Annotated in this window: 12 protein-coding genes; 6 read left to right on the top strand and 6 right to left on the bottom strand. The window is 41.7% G+C overall.

Features of this window, described 5'->3' with window-relative positions:
• Window positions 1-76: 76 nt before the first annotated feature.
• Window positions 77-1,354 (bottom strand): epoxide hydrolase family protein, encoded by a 1,278-nt coding sequence (locus AAGC65_RS02600; RefSeq protein ID WP_343110844.1) that lies wholly within the window; start codon window positions 1,352-1,354, stop codon window positions 77-79.
• A 526-nt stretch (window positions 1,355-1,880) separates the two neighbouring features.
• Here AAGC65_RS02600 and AAGC65_RS02595 point away from each other — a divergent pair.
• Window positions 1,881-2,897, top strand: a complete 1,017-nt coding sequence (locus AAGC65_RS02595) for a sigma-54 dependent transcriptional regulator (protein ID WP_343110843.1) — start codon at window positions 1,881-1,883, stop codon at window positions 2,895-2,897.
• A gap of 20 nt (window positions 2,898-2,917) precedes the next feature.
• Here AAGC65_RS02595 and AAGC65_RS02590 read toward each other — a convergent pair whose 3' ends face one another.
• The 5 genes from AAGC65_RS02590 to AAGC65_RS02570 all read right to left on the bottom strand — a co-directional run bounded on the left by AAGC65_RS02590 (window position 2,918) and on the right by AAGC65_RS02570 (window position 7,711).
• Window positions 2,918-3,355 (bottom strand): MarR family transcriptional regulator, encoded by a 438-nt coding sequence (locus tag AAGC65_RS02590; RefSeq protein ID WP_343110842.1) that lies wholly within the window; start codon window positions 3,353-3,355, stop codon window positions 2,918-2,920.
• A 9-nt stretch (window positions 3,356-3,364) separates the two neighbouring features.
• The gene (locus tag AAGC65_RS02585) at window positions 3,365-3,877 is read right to left on the bottom strand and encodes a GNAT family N-acetyltransferase (protein ID WP_343110841.1); all 513 of its coding nucleotides are present in this window, start codon (window positions 3,875-3,877) and stop codon (window positions 3,365-3,367) included.
• Window positions 3,878-4,282: 405 nt separating this feature from the next.
• A complete protein-coding gene (locus AAGC65_RS02580) occupies window positions 4,283-5,779 on the bottom strand; it encodes an FAD-dependent monooxygenase (RefSeq protein ID WP_343110840.1) in 1,497 nt (498 codons plus the stop codon).
• Between the two features lie 66 nt (window positions 5,780-5,845).
• On the bottom strand, window positions 5,846-7,024 hold the full coding sequence (locus AAGC65_RS02575) for an FAD-dependent monooxygenase (protein WP_343110839.1): 1,179 nt from the start codon (window positions 7,022-7,024) through the stop codon (window positions 5,846-5,848).
• Window positions 7,025-7,120: 96 nt separating this feature from the next.
• Window positions 7,121-7,711 (bottom strand): winged helix DNA-binding protein, encoded by a 591-nt coding sequence (locus tag AAGC65_RS02570; protein WP_343110838.1) that lies wholly within the window; start codon window positions 7,709-7,711, stop codon window positions 7,121-7,123.
• 70 nt (window positions 7,712-7,781) lie between these two features.
• On the opposite strand from AAGC65_RS02570, the gene AAGC65_RS02565 reads away from it, so the two are divergent.
• The 5 genes from AAGC65_RS02565 to AAGC65_RS02545 form a co-directional block, all read left to right on the top strand.
• Window positions 7,782-8,123 carry a hypothetical protein gene (locus AAGC65_RS02565; protein WP_343110837.1) on the top strand — a complete coding sequence of 114 codons (342 nt, stop codon included), beginning with the start codon at window positions 7,782-7,784 and terminating at the stop codon, window positions 8,121-8,123.
• Between the two features lie 277 nt (window positions 8,124-8,400).
• Window positions 8,401-9,933, top strand: a complete 1,533-nt coding sequence (locus AAGC65_RS02560; protein ID WP_343110836.1) for a tetratricopeptide repeat protein — start codon at window positions 8,401-8,403, stop codon at window positions 9,931-9,933.
• A 302-nt stretch (window positions 9,934-10,235) separates the two neighbouring features.
• On the top strand, window positions 10,236-13,331 hold the full coding sequence (locus AAGC65_RS02555) for a TonB-dependent receptor (protein ID WP_343110835.1): 3,096 nt from the start codon (window positions 10,236-10,238) through the stop codon (window positions 13,329-13,331).
• Between the two features lie 53 nt (window positions 13,332-13,384).
• Window positions 13,385-15,199 carry a cytochrome c peroxidase gene (locus AAGC65_RS02550; protein ID WP_343110834.1) on the top strand — a complete coding sequence of 605 codons (1,815 nt, stop codon included), beginning with the start codon at window positions 13,385-13,387 and terminating at the stop codon, window positions 15,197-15,199.
• A gap of 27 nt (window positions 15,200-15,226) precedes the next feature.
• A partial coding sequence (locus tag AAGC65_RS02545; protein ID WP_343110833.1) for a metallophosphoesterase family protein occupies window positions 15,227-16,017 on the top strand: 791 nt, incomplete at its 3' end.

The raw sequence follows: 16,017 nt of genomic DNA, 5'->3' as shown, positions 1-16,017 counted from the left end.
TAAAGGATAGTTAGGCTGATGGAGCAGCCTGCATCATATTTTACTTTATATATGATGCAGGTTGATGTTAACCTTTTTATTTTCGCAGGGTTTTGAATGATGCCCGCATTTCATCTACAAATTCTTTAGGCTGTTCCCAGGCGGCAAAGTGTCCGCCTTTATCAAGCTTATTGTAATGAATGAGTTTAGGATAAGCTTTTTCGGCCCAAGTTTTTGGAGCCTGATAAAGCTCATCGGGGAAGGCGCTTATAGCTACCGGGATGGTGATTCCCTTCGGTGCAAAAAAGGCAAGCTTGCTTTCCCAATATAAACGTGCCGAAGAAACGGCCGTGCCTGTTAACCAGTAAAGGGTAACATTGTCCAGAATGTCATCCTTAGTTAAACCTTCTGACTGACCGTTAAAAACACGTGTAATAAGCGCCATGCTGGCCGCATCGTGGTCAAGCATCCAGGCAGCCAGGCCAACAGGCGAATCCTGAATGGCATATAGGGTTTGGGGCCGGTTTGCCATCTCATTAGCATAGCCCAGGCCGTGCTTATAAAAATAATCAAGTTGATCAAATGCATGTTTCTCATCGGCAGTGAGGTTTGCTGGCGGCGGATCATTAAACTGCAGCGCCTTGGCCACATCGGCAGGAACGGTGGCCGGCATATTGGTATGAATGCCAATTAATTCCGGCGGAGCTTGCAGCGCCATTTGCTCAGTAACAGCGTTACCCCAGTCGCCCCCCTGCGCTACAAACTGTTTATACCCGAGGCGCTTCATTAACACTATCCATGCCCGTGCTATACGTTGAGGATCCCAGCCGGTAGCGGTTGGCTTGCCCGAAAAACCATAACCAGGTAATGATGGTATAACAACATCAAAGGCATCTTCTGCTTTTCCTCCATAGGCTGTAGGGTCAGTAAGCGGGGCAATAATTTTTAGCTGTTCAATGATGGAGCCGGGCCAGCCGTGAGTAATGATCATCGGTAACGCGTTTTTTTGTTTGGAGCGAACATGGATGAAGTGAATATCAAGACCATCAATATTGGTAATGAATTGTGGCAGAGCTTTTAGTTTCGCCTCACATTTGCTCCAGTCGTAATCTTTTGCCCAATAAGTTGCCAGAGCCTGCATGGTAGCAAGCTGTACACCCTGCGATTGATCATTAACAGTTTCACGCTCGGGCCACTGGGTTGCTAAAATGCGACGCTTAAGATCATCAAGTTTTTCTTTTGGAATATTCACCTGAAAAGGGCGGATCGCTTCATTTGCCGTGGCCGATCCGGTTTGCGCATTACTTAAATTGCCTTGCATTACAATGGCACTTACAATAATGATACTTGCAAGTATTGTGTTGGTCTTTTTCATTTTTTAACGGTTTAGTTATTGCCCATTTTGCTTTTGCCAACCTATTTTTATGCCATTTGTAATCATTTGATTATTAGTGATTTATATTAACTTGAGATTGTCGGATTCTTCATATATCATAAATCCTGAAAATTGACCTTGAAATGTCGAGGGAGGGAACAAATAAATTGTGCTTTTTACATGAAAAAACGCTGAAGCTTAGTTAATTCTAAAAAAAAATGATAAATTTAAACATGGTTTGATACGCTGTTAAACCAGCACAGTTTATAGCTCAACAATAAACTGTTTCTTTGATATTATTTGTGATGATTTAAATGTTTATAATCATACTTTGAAGAACAGGGTAGGTTGGGATATTTGATTTACAGTATTTATAATATTATGAAAAGAAGCCCCACTTTTATAATGTTTATTTTAACGAAGCCATCTGTCATGGCGCCGGTAACATATGCTAAATTCTCAAAACCGATTATAAGTAAAAGCATTATTAATTTAGTCAAATACACTTTTTTAAGCAATTGTGAAGATGAAATTTATCTGCAGCAAGGAGGTATGTATGAATACTAAGGTGCTTACAGCAGAAGATGAATTTAAGGGCATTATAGGCGATGCTAAAAGTATTCGTGATGTATTGGATAACATCAGGATTGTAGGAACATCAGATATATCAGTGCTGCTATTAGGTGAAAGCGGAACAGGAAAGGAACTGGTAGCGCAAAGCCTTCATCGCATATCTTCACGAAAATCAAAACCTTTTATAGCCGTAAATTGTGCCGCATTGCCCGCCAACCTGATTGAATCGGAATTGTTTGGTCATGAAAAAGGTTCTTTTACAGGGGCTATAGATAAAAGAATAGGAAAGTTTGAACAAGGGAATGAAGGCACTGTTTTCCTGGATGAAATTGGTGACTTACCACTGGAGTTACAGGTTAAGTTACTCAGGGTTTTGCAGGAAAAGGAAGTAGAGCCCATAGGCGGGCTGAAAAGGAAGGTGAATGTCAGGATCATCGCAGCTACTAACCGCAATTTGGAAAAAGAGATTTCAATGGGCCACTTCAGGTTAGACCTTTATTACCGTTTAAATGTTTTCCCGATTACCTTACCGCCATTACGCGAACGTAAAGAAGATATCGCAACCTTAGCCAACCACTTTGTTAATATTTATGCCCGCAAAGAGAATAAAGCGGTAATAGGGGTAGCCGACCATGTGATACAATCGATGCTTAACTATAACTGGCCCGGTAATATAAGAGAACTTGAAAATCTGATGGCCAGGAGTGTTTTGCTTACCGATGGCCCTATCATAAATTCTTTAAAATTACCCGGGCAGTATCAAACTTCAGCTATAGTTCCGTTAGAACGCATCAAATCTATGATGGAAAACGAGCGGGATCATATTTTGTCGGCATTGGAAAGATGCAACTGGAAAATATACGGCCAGGATGGTGCTGCCGGCCTTTTGGAGCTTAACCCATCAACTCTTAACTCGCGAATGAAAAAGTTGGGGATCGAAAAAAAATATACCCGGAATAGTTACAAGTGATTAGTTGTTCATCACATAATTTAATCGCGTGATTTTTGTAAAAGGGTCATTATGGCGTTCATATGATTAATAAGATCATCCAGCTGAGTTATATTCATTTCTGTGATCAGAGCACCTATTTGCTTGTCAGAAGCATTATTGAGCTGATGAAAAACTTCTACCCCATCGCCAGTAAGAGAAATCAAAGTAACACGAGCATCGCCCTTGGATAACTTTTTAGTAATTAACTCCTGTTTTTCTAATTTTTTAAGGATACGGCTCAGGTAACCCTTATCAACCTTCAGTTTTTGTATAATATCTGATGCGCTTATCTCACGGCCTGTGAAAATTTCATAAAGTATACGTGCTTCGGCAAGTGAATACTCACTTTCTAACAAGTGAGTATCCAATAAGCCAAGCAGGTCTGTATAAAATCGGTTAAAAGCCCTTATTTCGTGTGTTCTTTTGCAGGTATACATAATAAGTGATTAGTTAGTTAAAACAAGCTCATATTTTCTTTCAATAAGTTCTTTATCAAAGGAATTTGAAGGCTTTTCTTCGGTAAGTTTAAATCCGTACCTCTCATACAACGTAATTGCCGAATATTGTTCGTTTGTAGTCCATAAGTAAGCGCACTGAGTACCTGTAGCCCGCATAAAGGCAATAAATTCGTTCATTAGTTTTTTTCCCAAACCAATACCCCTATATTCCGGCAAAAAAATAAAATAGCGCAATTGCATGGTATTATCCCGATGTTGCGCAACCAGAAAACCTACAATTTTATTGTCATGTTCACATATCCATACTTTATCTTTAAGTGCATCATATTCACGGGCAAAATCATTTAGCCCTTTAAGCACATAGGCTTCAAAATTTAATCCATATCCGCATTCTTTTGCGTACAAGTCGCCATGTACATAGGCAATATATCCCAAATCGCCGGGTAATAATGTGTTTCTTAGGGTAATGTCCAATAAGTTTGGTTTAACAATGCTATTCATGTTTTTTAATTTCTGTTATATATGTCAACTATTACTATTTAAAAGCTGCCAGGCCCATAGCAGGCTTCCTTTTTAGTATGGAGCAAAATAAGATAAAAAGGTTGACAAAGTCAACCTTTTTATCTTTGGTGAGGGGAAAAATGACGTGAATATGAATAGATTGAGTGAATGGTTGATTTGGTTGAATTTCTTTAATTAAAAAAATATCATTTGCTGAAATTCATGCTTATTAAGCAATAAAATCATGAAATGGAAAAAACAACAATTACTTTTTTGATCTGCTCAAGTCTGATCTATCCGGCAATTGTTAAAAAAACATTAAAGAAAATAAAAAACCAGTTGGTGAGTATTTAATCACACCAACTGAATTGTACTGGAAGACTGGTTCCGAATCGGTCTCCTTTTTTAAACAGCCGGATTTATAAATTTTTGCAAATAGATGTTGATAGCCGCCTCATCAGTTCGGGATACAATCAGGCCAATGTAACCATCAGGCCGGATGATGTAGGCATTGGCCGAGCTACCAAACAATTCCGATACCTGCTCATTAAGGTCAAATGCTTTTACCTGGTCACCAGGATGAGCAATTAGGCGTTCATTTAATCCATCGGCCGGGCCAAATCTTAGTATCGTAAAATGGGTACCTCGGTACAGGTCAAATAACCAACGCCCGTCAGCCAGTAACTCATCTGGGGCACGGTCGCCTGCCTGTAAACCATTAGGCTCCTGAATAAGGTTACTGCTCAATGAGCTGTAACGATAATTCAGATTCAGTTGGGTTGTATCTTTTGTACCTATGGTATGCAGGCCTCCATCGCTGTTTTTTAATGAGTCGGTCATCATTTTTTGGCGTTCAGAACTGATATTCAGTGTCCAGGCAGCGATGGGAAGGCGTTCTTCTTCGTAGGTGTCAAGCAGTTGCTCATCGGCCTGGTTAGTTAATACCGCGGCCAGTTTCCATCCCAGGTTGTAAGCATCCTGAATACCGGTGTTCATGCCCAGGCCACCTGCTATAGAGTGCGCATGTGCTGCATCGCCGGCAATAAAAACCCGCCCGGAACGGAAATGGTCGGCCATGCGAACATTAACCCTGTAAAGAGATGCCCAGGTGGCATTTTTTAGTGTTACACCTTCCATGCCGGTTCGTTCGGCAAAAAGACGCCTGAAAGTTTCCAGTCCGGGTTCGGCCAATGTGCCATCAGCATTGGGCAGGGCAATAGTTTGTACCTGCCAGCTATCGGTACATTTAAATGGGCATAAAGCGAAGCCAAAGCCAACTTCCGGGTGCAGCCATATGTGCCAGGCATCGGGCGTTAATCCATCTACCTGTACATCGCCAACAAAGGCGCGTTCATCTTCATGAGTTTCGCCGTCAAATTTAATACCCAGCGCCTTGCGTACGCCGCTTTTGCCACCGTCGCAACCTACCATGTAAGCGCAGTTAACTTCCTGTTGGCCCTGAATAGTTTTTAACACAGCGGTTACCTGTTCGCCGGTTTGTGAAAAATCAATTAATTCGGTTCCCAACTCCACTTTAATACCCAGGGTTTGCAGTTTAGCTCTTAAAACCTCTTCTACCTTCCATTGCGGCAGTATAGCCCCTTGAAGGTACCGGGTATCAGATCGCTGAAAAACCTCGCGTTTAACATCACCCAATAACTGGTTGCCATTATATCTCCTGAAAATCAAATCAGTAGTTCCGGCTTCAAGCAGGTCGTTGGCAATACCCAGGTCATCCATAACCTCCAGGCTGCGTGGTTGCAGGCCTTTGGCTCTTGAACCTTTGGGGTATTCTACAGATCTTTCAATAATTCGTACGGAGATGTTTCTGCGGGCCAGCTCACAGGCCAGAGTAAGACCGGTAGGCCCGGCACCAATAATGAGTACAGGTAGATTTTCCATAGCTTTCATAGATGTTTAAGACGCACAAGTATTTATTTTTGTTACGTGTTGTTGCACATAATAAAATTATGCATAAACTTTTGGGCTGATTGTATTAGCCGCTTTTGTCGGCATTTCTATCATCATGTTTTTCCAGGGAGTGTGAGGTAATATCTTCCATATCTGCCGGCTCATCCAGAGTTTAAATTTGGTTTGTGGTACAAACCACTCGGCGCCTTCGGCCAGTTTCTGGCAAGCGGTTACCAGGGGCCGCATCTGCGTTTCGTAGTTACTAAATGCCGCAGCGTGATTGTCAGCGGCAGTTTTCAATTCGCCGGCTAAAATATAAGCGCCAATAACCGCCATACTGGTACCCATGCCCGACATGGGCGAGGCGCAATATCCGGCATCGCCTAATAATACAACCCGCCCTTTAAACCAGCGGTCCATACGTATCTGGCTAACCGAGTCAAAGTAAAAATCCGTGGCCTGGTTCATCAGATCCAACAGCTGCGGCACCTGCCATCCTTCATTTTTAAAACGCTCGCGGATCATCTCCTTTTGCTCATCAATATCGCGATAATTATATTTGAGCTCCGGCGATGCGAAGTAAAAACTGGCCCTTGCCTCGGTATCTTGCTTGGCACTAAATAGCCCTACACGTTTACCCAGTGTGCCATAATACAAACCAGCCATATCCTGCAGCTGCATAAAATTGGGTGTACTAAATATGGCGAAGTAAATACCCAGATGGTGCATGAACTGAGATTCGGGGCCAAAGGCCAGTGCACGTACATTGGAGTGCAAGCCATCTGCACCCACTACCAGATCAAACTGCCTTACCAGGCCACTGTTAAAGCTGACGGTTATGCCTGCTGAATCTTCCTGTAAGGCTGTTATACTATCATTAAAAAGGTATTCCGTATCATTTTTGGTGGCCTCGTAAAAAACGTTTGCCAAATCGCCCCGTAATATTTCGAGTTCGCCGCTGGTAAATCCATCGGGCATACTGGCCAGTTTTTGATTGTTTTTATCTACAATAGTGATCTTACCAGCGCGGGTTTCAAACTTCTTGATGGCTTCTATCATATCCATCTGTTCTAAAACCTGCATGGCGGGCCCGCGGAAATCAATGGCATAACCACCTTCACGAATGCCCGGCGCGCGCTCTACAATGGTTACCTCAAATCCGTAACGGTTAAGCCAAAAGGCCAGCGCAGGCCCGGCAACGCTGGCACCCGAAATCAATATTTTTTTAGTTTTCATGCCGCCAAAACTATGAGAGTGCTATCAGCCCGACAATCACAAATGGGTTAAACAGCATGGTAAATCGGTAAACACCAGATTTTTGGCGGTAAAGCCTCAGCGTTTTTTTCTAACTATTTCCGGCAAACGTGTGGCGTGTGTTGCTTCTACATCTTTCAGTACTTTGATCAGGGATGTTTTGTCTTTCTCATCAAGGTGTCCGTATAACATGGTATTGGTTTCGCCAACAAGTTTTTGCAGTTGGTTTAATAATGATTCACCCTGATCTGTAACGGTTAACAGGCGTGCCCTTTTATCGGCGGGATCAATCCTTTCGTTTAATAAACCGGCCTTTATCATCCGGTTAAGAATATCGATGCAGGTGGTAGGCTCTAAGAGCAGGTTAAAACTAATCACATCTGTTTTCCTGATCTCGCCTGCGTTTTTTACTGTATGCAATAAAAAATACCATTCTAATTCAATTCCCGGGAGTTGTTTAAAAGCAATTTTTGAATAGGTTTTTTGAATTGATCCCAGCCGGCCAATAACTTTTGCAAGTTCATGATCAAGGCTGGGCGAGGGTGCAGGAGGACTAATGTTTGTTCTTTTATTCAAATAAAATTCACAAAACTCATCCACAGTGTATGCATTGGTCTTTTGCGCTGTAAACTCATCCCAGGCATCAATTAGTTGTACTATAGGCTTCATGATTTATTATGATTTCGTTGTAAATATAATATTTTCATTATAATTTTGTTTGGATTTAGTTATTTTAACAATGAAAGACTTTTTAATAATTTTAAGAGAGCCCGATGGCAGGCTGAATGTCCATGATGAATTTGAGGTAAAAGCCCACAGGCAGCGCATGGGCGAGTGGTTTCAGAAACATATTCAAACCGGTAATATAACCGGCGGAAGTGCCTTAAGCTTAAAAGGCAAGCAGATTAAAGGTAAGGATGCTTTGATAGTAAATGAAATACACCGTGTAGGAACCGAAATTGTGGGAGGTTATATTTTACTCAAGGCTATTAATTTGAATAATGCTGTGGCTATAATGCGATCGTTCCCGGTGTATGAATTTGATGGTTATGCCGAAATACGGGAGCTGATGACTACCTAAATAAAACCTAATGGAATAAAATGCCGCTCCGGCATAAGTGGCGGGCTTTAAAAAAACCATTTGTTAACAAATGGTTTTTTGTATGATAATACTATGTAAATGTGTTTTTGTTAATCTTTAAAATTCAATTCTGCTATTAGTTTTTGGTTTATCGCATTAATCAATTCACATGTTGTTCTCTTTCAAAATATCAAAGATCTGCATCTTTTGCCTGCCCTTTATTTCCCTGTTTTTATTGTTAACCTGCCGGGCCAACGCAAATACTGAAATCAATACAATGCCCTCTTTAGCATATACAGAAAGGCTTTTATTAACCAATCCTGATTCGGCTTTTGTACTGATACAGGAACTCCGGATAAAATTTTCAGGCAAAGAGCATGAGCATTCGCTGGCTATTTGCTACCAGCAGCTTGGCCGCATACTGCATAATCAAAGTGCCTACGCGCAGGCGCTGGCTTTTTTTATAAAGGCAAACAGAATATTCGCAAAAGAAGAAGACCAACGGCCGTTGGCGCAAAACCTAAATTACATAGGTCGCACGTATAGCTCGGCCCGCTTAAAAGAAAAAGCTACGGGCATGTATGAGGAAGCGCTGAAGATTTTTCAAAAATATGCCGATAATAAGGGGATTGCCCAAACTTACAGCTTACTTGGTGAGCAGTATGTTAATCGCCGTTCAAGTGATATCAGTTATCATTATCAAACGATGGCCCTGCAGGCGTACTTAACCATTAAAGACAGTAGCGGGATTGCCCGGGTTTACGAAAACATTGGCGAGATATACGAGATCCGTAAACAGTATGCAACTGCGCTTGATTATTTTAAACGTGCGCTCAGCATTGAGCAGACTTTAAACAACCGGGCGGCGCAAATAGGTATCATCAATAATATAGGCGATATATATCGTAAAACGGGAAGTTTAGCAGTAGCCGTTCAAACCACTATGGAGGCTAAAAACCTGGCCGAGCATTTAAAATTTAAACGCCTTGTTTTAAGTGCCTATGATGATCTGGCTAAAACCTATAAGCTCATGGGAAACCTGGATAGCGCTTATTATTACAGTGAGTGCAGCAGTAAGACCTATCATGAAACCTTTAAGGAGGAAAGCAGCAAGCAGATCAATCTGTTGCAAACCCTGTTTGAAGTGGAGAAAAAAGACCATGAAGTAGCGCAGTTAAAAGAGGAAAAAAAGGTGAACATCATATTGGCCAGTTTAACCGTGTTGGTTTTATTACTGTTTTGCCTGTTGGGTTTAAGTTATTATAGTAAACAGCAGTTAAAAAACCGCGACGAAAAAATAATTCTTGAAACCCAAAAAGGCTACATGCAGATAGAACTGGAGAATAAAAGATTGCAGGAAAAAAGTTTGAATGAAGAATTGGAGATAAAAAGTAAAGAGCTTACCACGCATACCCTGCATATTATTCAAAAAAATCAGCAGTTGGATAATTTAAAATCACAGTTGAATGCTATAGTGAAGAACGGGAAGAGAGATCAGCGGACTGCTATTAAGGAAGTCATTGATTCGATTGATATGAGTAACAACCAGGATAAAAGCTGGAATGATTTCAGGATCATTTTTGAAAAGGTACACCAGAATTTTTTTGATAACCTGAAAAAGCATGCTTGTAACCTTACAGCCGCGGATATGCGTTTGGTAGCCTTGTTGAAAATGAACCTGGGCTCGGCAGATATCGCCACGATGATCGGTATTTCGCAGGATAGTTTAAGAACTACCAAATACAGGTTACGCCAAAAACTCCAAATCCCGGAAGGCGGAACTTTGACGAATTTCATCCAGCAGCTATAATATTATTAAAATCCACTATCGCAGATAAATAACAGAAGGTTAACATAAATATAATGGCCTGTGTTGTTTATTTAATTTATTGATTTTTAATTAGTTAATTATTGTTTATTCCTGTTGTATACGATCTGTATACACCCCTAAAGGCCTTGTTGCCGTTTTGTAACGGCCCTTATTTGTGCAGTTTCATTTTCATCCTAACCTTTGCGCCGTTTTCCGGAAAGCAGGTCAAAAAGCGCGATGACCACGAATACAAAAAATAAGCTGTCACAAAAAATTAAACCTCTACAAAACAAAGAACCAACATGAAAAGGCTCTACTTATGTATTTTAATAACATTATTGATGCTTCCTGCTGCATTGATGGCACAAAACCTGGTTTCCGGCCGGGTAGTGGATGAGGGAGGCTTATCATTGCCGGGTGCCACGGTAAAAATAGGCACATTGAAAAAAGCCGCGGTTACAGACGAAAGCGGTAGCTTTAAACTGGTGAGCGTTCCGCAGGGCACATTTGAATTAACGGTATCGTACATCGGTTACGAAACGCAAACTAAAAGCATTACTATGGAGAAAAAAGCGGTTACTATCGACTTTAAGTTGAAACTGGCCTCCAATGGTAAAATTTCTGAAGTGGTTGTCTCAGGGCAAATGAGTTCGACCCTAAAAGCGCTTAATCAGCAAAAAAACTCCGACAGGATTGTAAACGTGATATCAGCCGATCAGATAGGGCGCTTCCCGGATCCCAACATCGGCGACGCGTTGAAACGCATTCCCGGTATTTATGTACAGTTGGATGAGGGCGAGGCATCATTGGTGAGTATACGGGGTACCGATCCATCTAAAAGCACCATCAACATTAACGGTACCAGCATCCCTGGAACGGGCAACGACCGCTCTGTGAGCGTTAGCGCCATACCTGCAGATATGGTACAAACTGTTGAAGTAACTAAGGCCATCACCCCGGATATGGATGGTGACGCGATAGGGGGAGTGGTAAATTTAATTACACGAAAAGCTCCTTATTCCAGGTTACTGTCATTCACTTTAGGTTCGGGTTACAGTGTAATTGTACAAAAGCCTACCTATAATGGCAACTTTGTTTACGGCGACCGCTTTCTCAAGGATAAAAAATTGGGTGTTATGGCATCTGCCTCGTATTACCGCCAGTTTTTGGGTTCTTCGTCACATGGCAGCGAGTGGTCTGATGTAAAATGGGTAAATAACCAAACGTATTTTATGCCCCAGTATCTGAATATGATACAAAACAAGCTGGAAAGGATCCGTCAAAGTTACACCGTTGGTCTTGATCTGAAACTGAACCCTAAAAACACGTTTGTATTTACCGGTATATACAATAACTATAAAGACTGGCGGCAGATATCTACCCTAAAGGTTGATGATATTGGTGGCGGCTATCCTAAAAACTGGCAGAGGGCCGCAGGTTGGGAAGGCGTGAAGAAGAAAATTACCGATAAGAATAACGATTATATTGATGATGCAACGGGCCAGGGTTACCTGAATATGAATAACGACCCGATGCACCCGATATTTCAGCCGGAGCTAGAACGCCACATTGAGGGCGGTCTGAACGACCGAAATGCGGCTTATGTTGAGCAAAAGATCATGAACTTTGGCTTAGAGGGCGAGCATATTATTGGCAAGGTAAAAATTAACTGGAAAGGTACTTTTTTGCAGAATGTTCAAAATACACCCAACCGCCGCGAGCTTGAACTGGAAAGTGAAAACGAAAAATCGGTACAGATGGATTACACCGATCCGCGGTATGTAAAGGCTAACAACGGATTTGAGATAGATAACATCCTGAGCAACCTGGCCAAAAAGTCATCTATCCATGCTGATTCTATTGATACCTGGTATATGGACAATTTTACCGGTACTGATGCCCGCGCTAAAACAACCCAATATATGGGCCAGCTGGATTTTACTCTGCCGGTTAGCGGCGGTAAGTTTGCCAACACGTTAAAGTTTGGTGGTAAATATCGCGGCATGAGCAAATCAAACACAACCCTGGCCGAAGTAGCGTGGCTGCCAAATATTGATCCATCGGTAAAGGCGGAGTACGATGCTAAAGTAGCCTCCGGCAAACCTTTTAACCCACTTGATTATTTAGGATGGCATGATTTCTGGCAGGGCTTTGGCTCTAACCTGCACAACATTAGTAATGATCTGCATTTGGGCAATGCCGAATACAATGTGGGTAACGCAGCCAGCTCAGAATGGGTATCGCACCTAAACACCAGTTATTTCGGTAATACCAAGGATTTTGTGGTACGGGAGGTAATGCAGGACGTATTGGCCAACAATTACAACGGCGATGAGGGTATTGCGGCCGGCTACCTCATGAGTACGCAAAACTTTGGCGATAAGCTATCCCTTATTGCCGGTGGCAGATTTGAAAGAAGTATGGTGAGCTATTCTGGTTATAGTTTTAACGAAGATCTGGAGCTTACACCCGTGCCTGTTCATATTGAAAAACATTTCCTGAATTTTATGCCCGCTTTCCTGATGAAATATACGCCATCAAAAGATAAGGTTTTCAGGTTTGCGTATACACGCACCATATCACGGCCAAACTATAAGGATATATCACCTTATAAGAGTATCAATATTGAAGATCAGGAAATAAGCGAGGGTAACCCTGATGTTAAGCCCACGCTGTCAAACAACCTCGATTTGATGGGCGAGTTTTACACGGGCAACGCCGGGTTAATTTCGGCAGGCCTATATTTCAAAAACATATCCCGCTACCGGGTTGACTTGCGCGATAAAGTGCCGTTTAATGACGTGAAACAGTTTGTACAATCGCCACAATCATTAATTGACGCAGGTGCTGACCCTGAATCATTAGTAGATTATAAGGATAACTATGATAAGCTTTCGGAAGAGAATGGCTTGCTTGAACGCGTGAGGCCGGGCAACGCCGGGGTAGCTAATTTGCTGGGTGTAGAGCTTGCCTTTCAACGAAACCTTACCTTTTTACCAAAACCGTTAAGCAATTTCAGTATTTATAGTAATTACACGCATAACTTTATCTTTAATAAAAAAGATCAGCCTAAGCTGCCCGGAACGGCAAAAGATATATTGAACTTATCATTAGCTTATGAAGTTAAGCGTTTCAACGCCCGTGTTTCCTACAATCATACCTCATCGTTTATAACTGTAATTGGTAATTTCAATAAGGAAGATATTTATTACGACCAGGTGAACTATCTGGATGCCAATATTAACTTTTTCCTTACACCAAAATTGGTTATTTATGCATCGGGTAATAACTTACTTAACCAGGCACAAAGAAAGTACCAGTATCAATCACAATACACTTATTCATCATTATATACCGGCGCTACAGCAACGCTTGGTGTAAAAATTAATGTTTACTAAACTCAAAAGTAACAGGCCGGGCATAGCTTGGCCTGTTATAAATATCCGAACCATTGAAGAAAAGACTCGCCATATTTTTATTCAGCGTTATTGCCGGAGTCATCATGTTTTCGTCATTTATGCCTGAGAGTGATATTGGAGCAACAAATGCCGTGAACATTTTTAATCAGCATACAATATTGTTCAGTGCTTCGGTTAAGGATCTGTATGGGTCTGTAAAATTAATCGGTAAGGATACATCGAGTGTTATTCGTGCCCGGGAGTGTTTAAAACAATGCCGCTTGCAGTATAAACGACTCGCTTTTTTTACCTCCTACTTTTTCCCGAGCGAAACAGCCATTTACAACGCCCCACCGAAATATGAGGTGGAAGAACCGGAGCTTGAACTGGTTGAACCTATGGGTTTGCAGCAGATAGAGGCCCTGTTATATGATGATAACGTACCGGCGCATAAAAACGAACTGCTGGCCCAGGCAGATGCAGTTTATACATCGGCCAATGATTTGAAATCTTTACTATACAATTTCAAAGCTACCGACAGCCAGGTGTTGGAAAGTCTTCGTATTGAAATGATCAGGATCAATGCCCTTTACATAAGCGGCTATGATGCACCTTTACTAAAAACAGGTATGTTGGAAGCGGCAGAGGCCAATAAAGCTATGCTACAGGTATTGCAACCCTATTTTAAGCAAAACGCAGTTGATGGTAAGGGGCTTGAGCAAACGTTGACATCGGCTATTGATTACCTTTCAGTTCATAACCAGTTTGATGCGTTTAACCGGATGGAATACCTGAAAAAGTACGGCTTGCCGATGCAACATCAGCTGAGCGTTTTTATTAAAAAGGAAAAACTTGAATTAAATACTACTGCTTATCTGGATTATAATGCGCCAAATATGTTTAGCCGGGGCTTTCTGAAAAATATGGATACTTCAGTCCGTAAAAATCAAACTGAGATCATGGCCCTGGGTAAAAGGATATTTTTTGATACGGGGCTTTCGGGAAACGGTAAGGTAAGTTGCGCAACATGCCATCGTCCAGAACAATTTTTTAATGATGGTAAAGTTAAAAGCGCGTCGTTGGTGGCAGATAGCGTATTGAAAAGGAATACACCAACTTTATTATACTCCGGAAAACAGCATTTTCAGTTTTGGGACGGGCGGGCTGCCAATCTTTCAGAGCAAGTAAAAACAGTGATATTTAATCCGCTTGAAATGGGCGGTAAACCGGAGCTGCTGGTGAAAAATATTGTAGGCGCTGCGCGCTACAGTGCTACATTCAAAAATCTATTTCCTGATAGTAAAACCACGAAGCAGTATATTAATGATATAGCATTGTCCGTTGCTGTATATGTCAACAGCTTGAACCCTTTAAATTCCCCTCTTGACCGGTACATGAATGGCGATGAACGTGCTATGACTGCCGACCAGATAAAAGGCTTTAACTTATTTATGGGAAAGGCTCAGTGTGGTACTTGTCATTTTGTGCCTTATTTTAATTCATTAACTCCGCCGTTCTATAATGTATCGGAGCTGGAAATTATAGGCACCACCCGTACTGATAATTTAACCAAACCTATTGCCGACAATGACCTGGGCCGTTATGATCTGTACAGGATCAAATATTACAGACAGGCATTTAAAACGCCAACCGTACGTAACGCGCAAAAAACCGGCCCTTACATGCACAATGGCGCTTTCAAGACCCTGGAAAGTGTTATGGACTTTTATAATAAGGGTGGAGGAGCAGGATTAGGCATCAACATACCGGAGCAAACGCTACCCTCAAAGCCGCTAAATCTTACAAAACAGGAGAGCGAGCAGGTAATTCAATTCATTAACTCATTAACAGACACGCCTGCGGCGTGATCATTTAGCATATTAATTATCAATCATATGAAAACAACTAAACTATTATTACTCTTCTTATGCGCTTTGCCAGCCTTGGTATTTGCGCAGCAAAGCAAAACAGTGCCTGCATCAGAACTGGGTTTACTTCGTGGACCTTACCTACAGGTAGCTACGCCCACCAGTATGACCATCAGGTGGAGAACCAGCGTGTATGACAGAAGCCGTGTACATTACGGCTTGAATAAACAAAATTTAGATATGCAGGTAAGCGATTCTACCCTGGTATCTGAGCACATTGTTAAAATTTCTGGCTTAAAGCCCTATACCAAATATTACTACAGCATAGGTAACCTGACCAATACTATTGAGGGCGATGAAAATAATTATTTCTACACCCTGCCTGAGGTTGGCAGCCAACCATTGATCAGGGTAGCTGGTTTTGGCGATTGCGGAAATAACTCTATTAACCAGCGTAACGTACGGGATCAGATTGTTAAATACCTTGGCGATAATTATTTAAATGCCTGGATATTAATGGGCGATAATGCCTACACCAATGGATCAGATGCCGAATTTCAGGCTAAATTCTTTAATAATTATGAGGACTACCTGCTGAAAAAATACCCGCTGTTCCCGGTTCCCGGAAACCATGATTATAATGACGCTAAATGGTCTGCCACAACCGACAGACTTAGAATTGCCTATTACCAGAATTTTTCGATGCCTACAGAAGGCGAAGCCGGTGGCGTTCCGTCACATACCAAATCATATTATTCTTATGATATTGGTAATATACATTTCCTGGCGCTTGACTCATATGGCCCGGATACTAAAGG

This window comes from Mucilaginibacter sp. (assembly GCF_039207105.1).
Lineage (GTDB): Bacteria > Bacteroidota > Bacteroidia > Sphingobacteriales > Sphingobacteriaceae > Mucilaginibacter.
The sequence above is the reverse complement of the archived record's forward strand: the minus strand, read 5'-3'. Positions and strand labels throughout refer to the sequence as shown.

Coding starts and splice junctions, on each gene's coding strand:
- AAGC65_RS02600 (WP_343110844.1), bottom strand. CDS start 1,354: ATGAAAAAGACCAACACAATACTTGCAAGTATCATTATTGTAAGTGCC.
- AAGC65_RS02585 (WP_343110841.1), bottom strand. CDS start 3,877: ATGAATAGCATTGTTAAACCAAACTTATTGGACATTACCCTAAGAAAC.
- AAGC65_RS02590 (WP_343110842.1), bottom strand. CDS start 3,355: ATGTATACCTGCAAAAGAACACACGAAATAAGGGCTTTTAACCGATTT.
- AAGC65_RS02570 (WP_343110838.1), bottom strand. CDS start 7,711: ATGAAGCCTATAGTACAACTAATTGATGCCTGGGATGAGTTTACAGCG.
- AAGC65_RS02555 (WP_343110835.1), top strand. CDS start 10,236: ATGAAAAGGCTCTACTTATGTATTTTAATAACATTATTGATGCTTCCT.
- AAGC65_RS02595 (WP_343110843.1), top strand. CDS start 1,881: ATGAAATTTATCTGCAGCAAGGAGGTATGTATGAATACTAAGGTGCTT.
- AAGC65_RS02580 (WP_343110840.1), bottom strand. CDS start 5,779: ATGGAAAATCTACCTGTACTCATTATTGGTGCCGGGCCTACCGGTCTT.
- AAGC65_RS02565 (WP_343110837.1), top strand. CDS start 7,782: ATGAAAGACTTTTTAATAATTTTAAGAGAGCCCGATGGCAGGCTGAAT.
- AAGC65_RS02560 (WP_343110836.1), top strand. CDS start 8,401: ATGCCCTCTTTAGCATATACAGAAAGGCTTTTATTAACCAATCCTGAT.
- AAGC65_RS02575 (WP_343110839.1), bottom strand. CDS start 7,024: ATGAAAACTAAAAAAATATTGATTTCGGGTGCCAGCGTTGCCGGGCCT.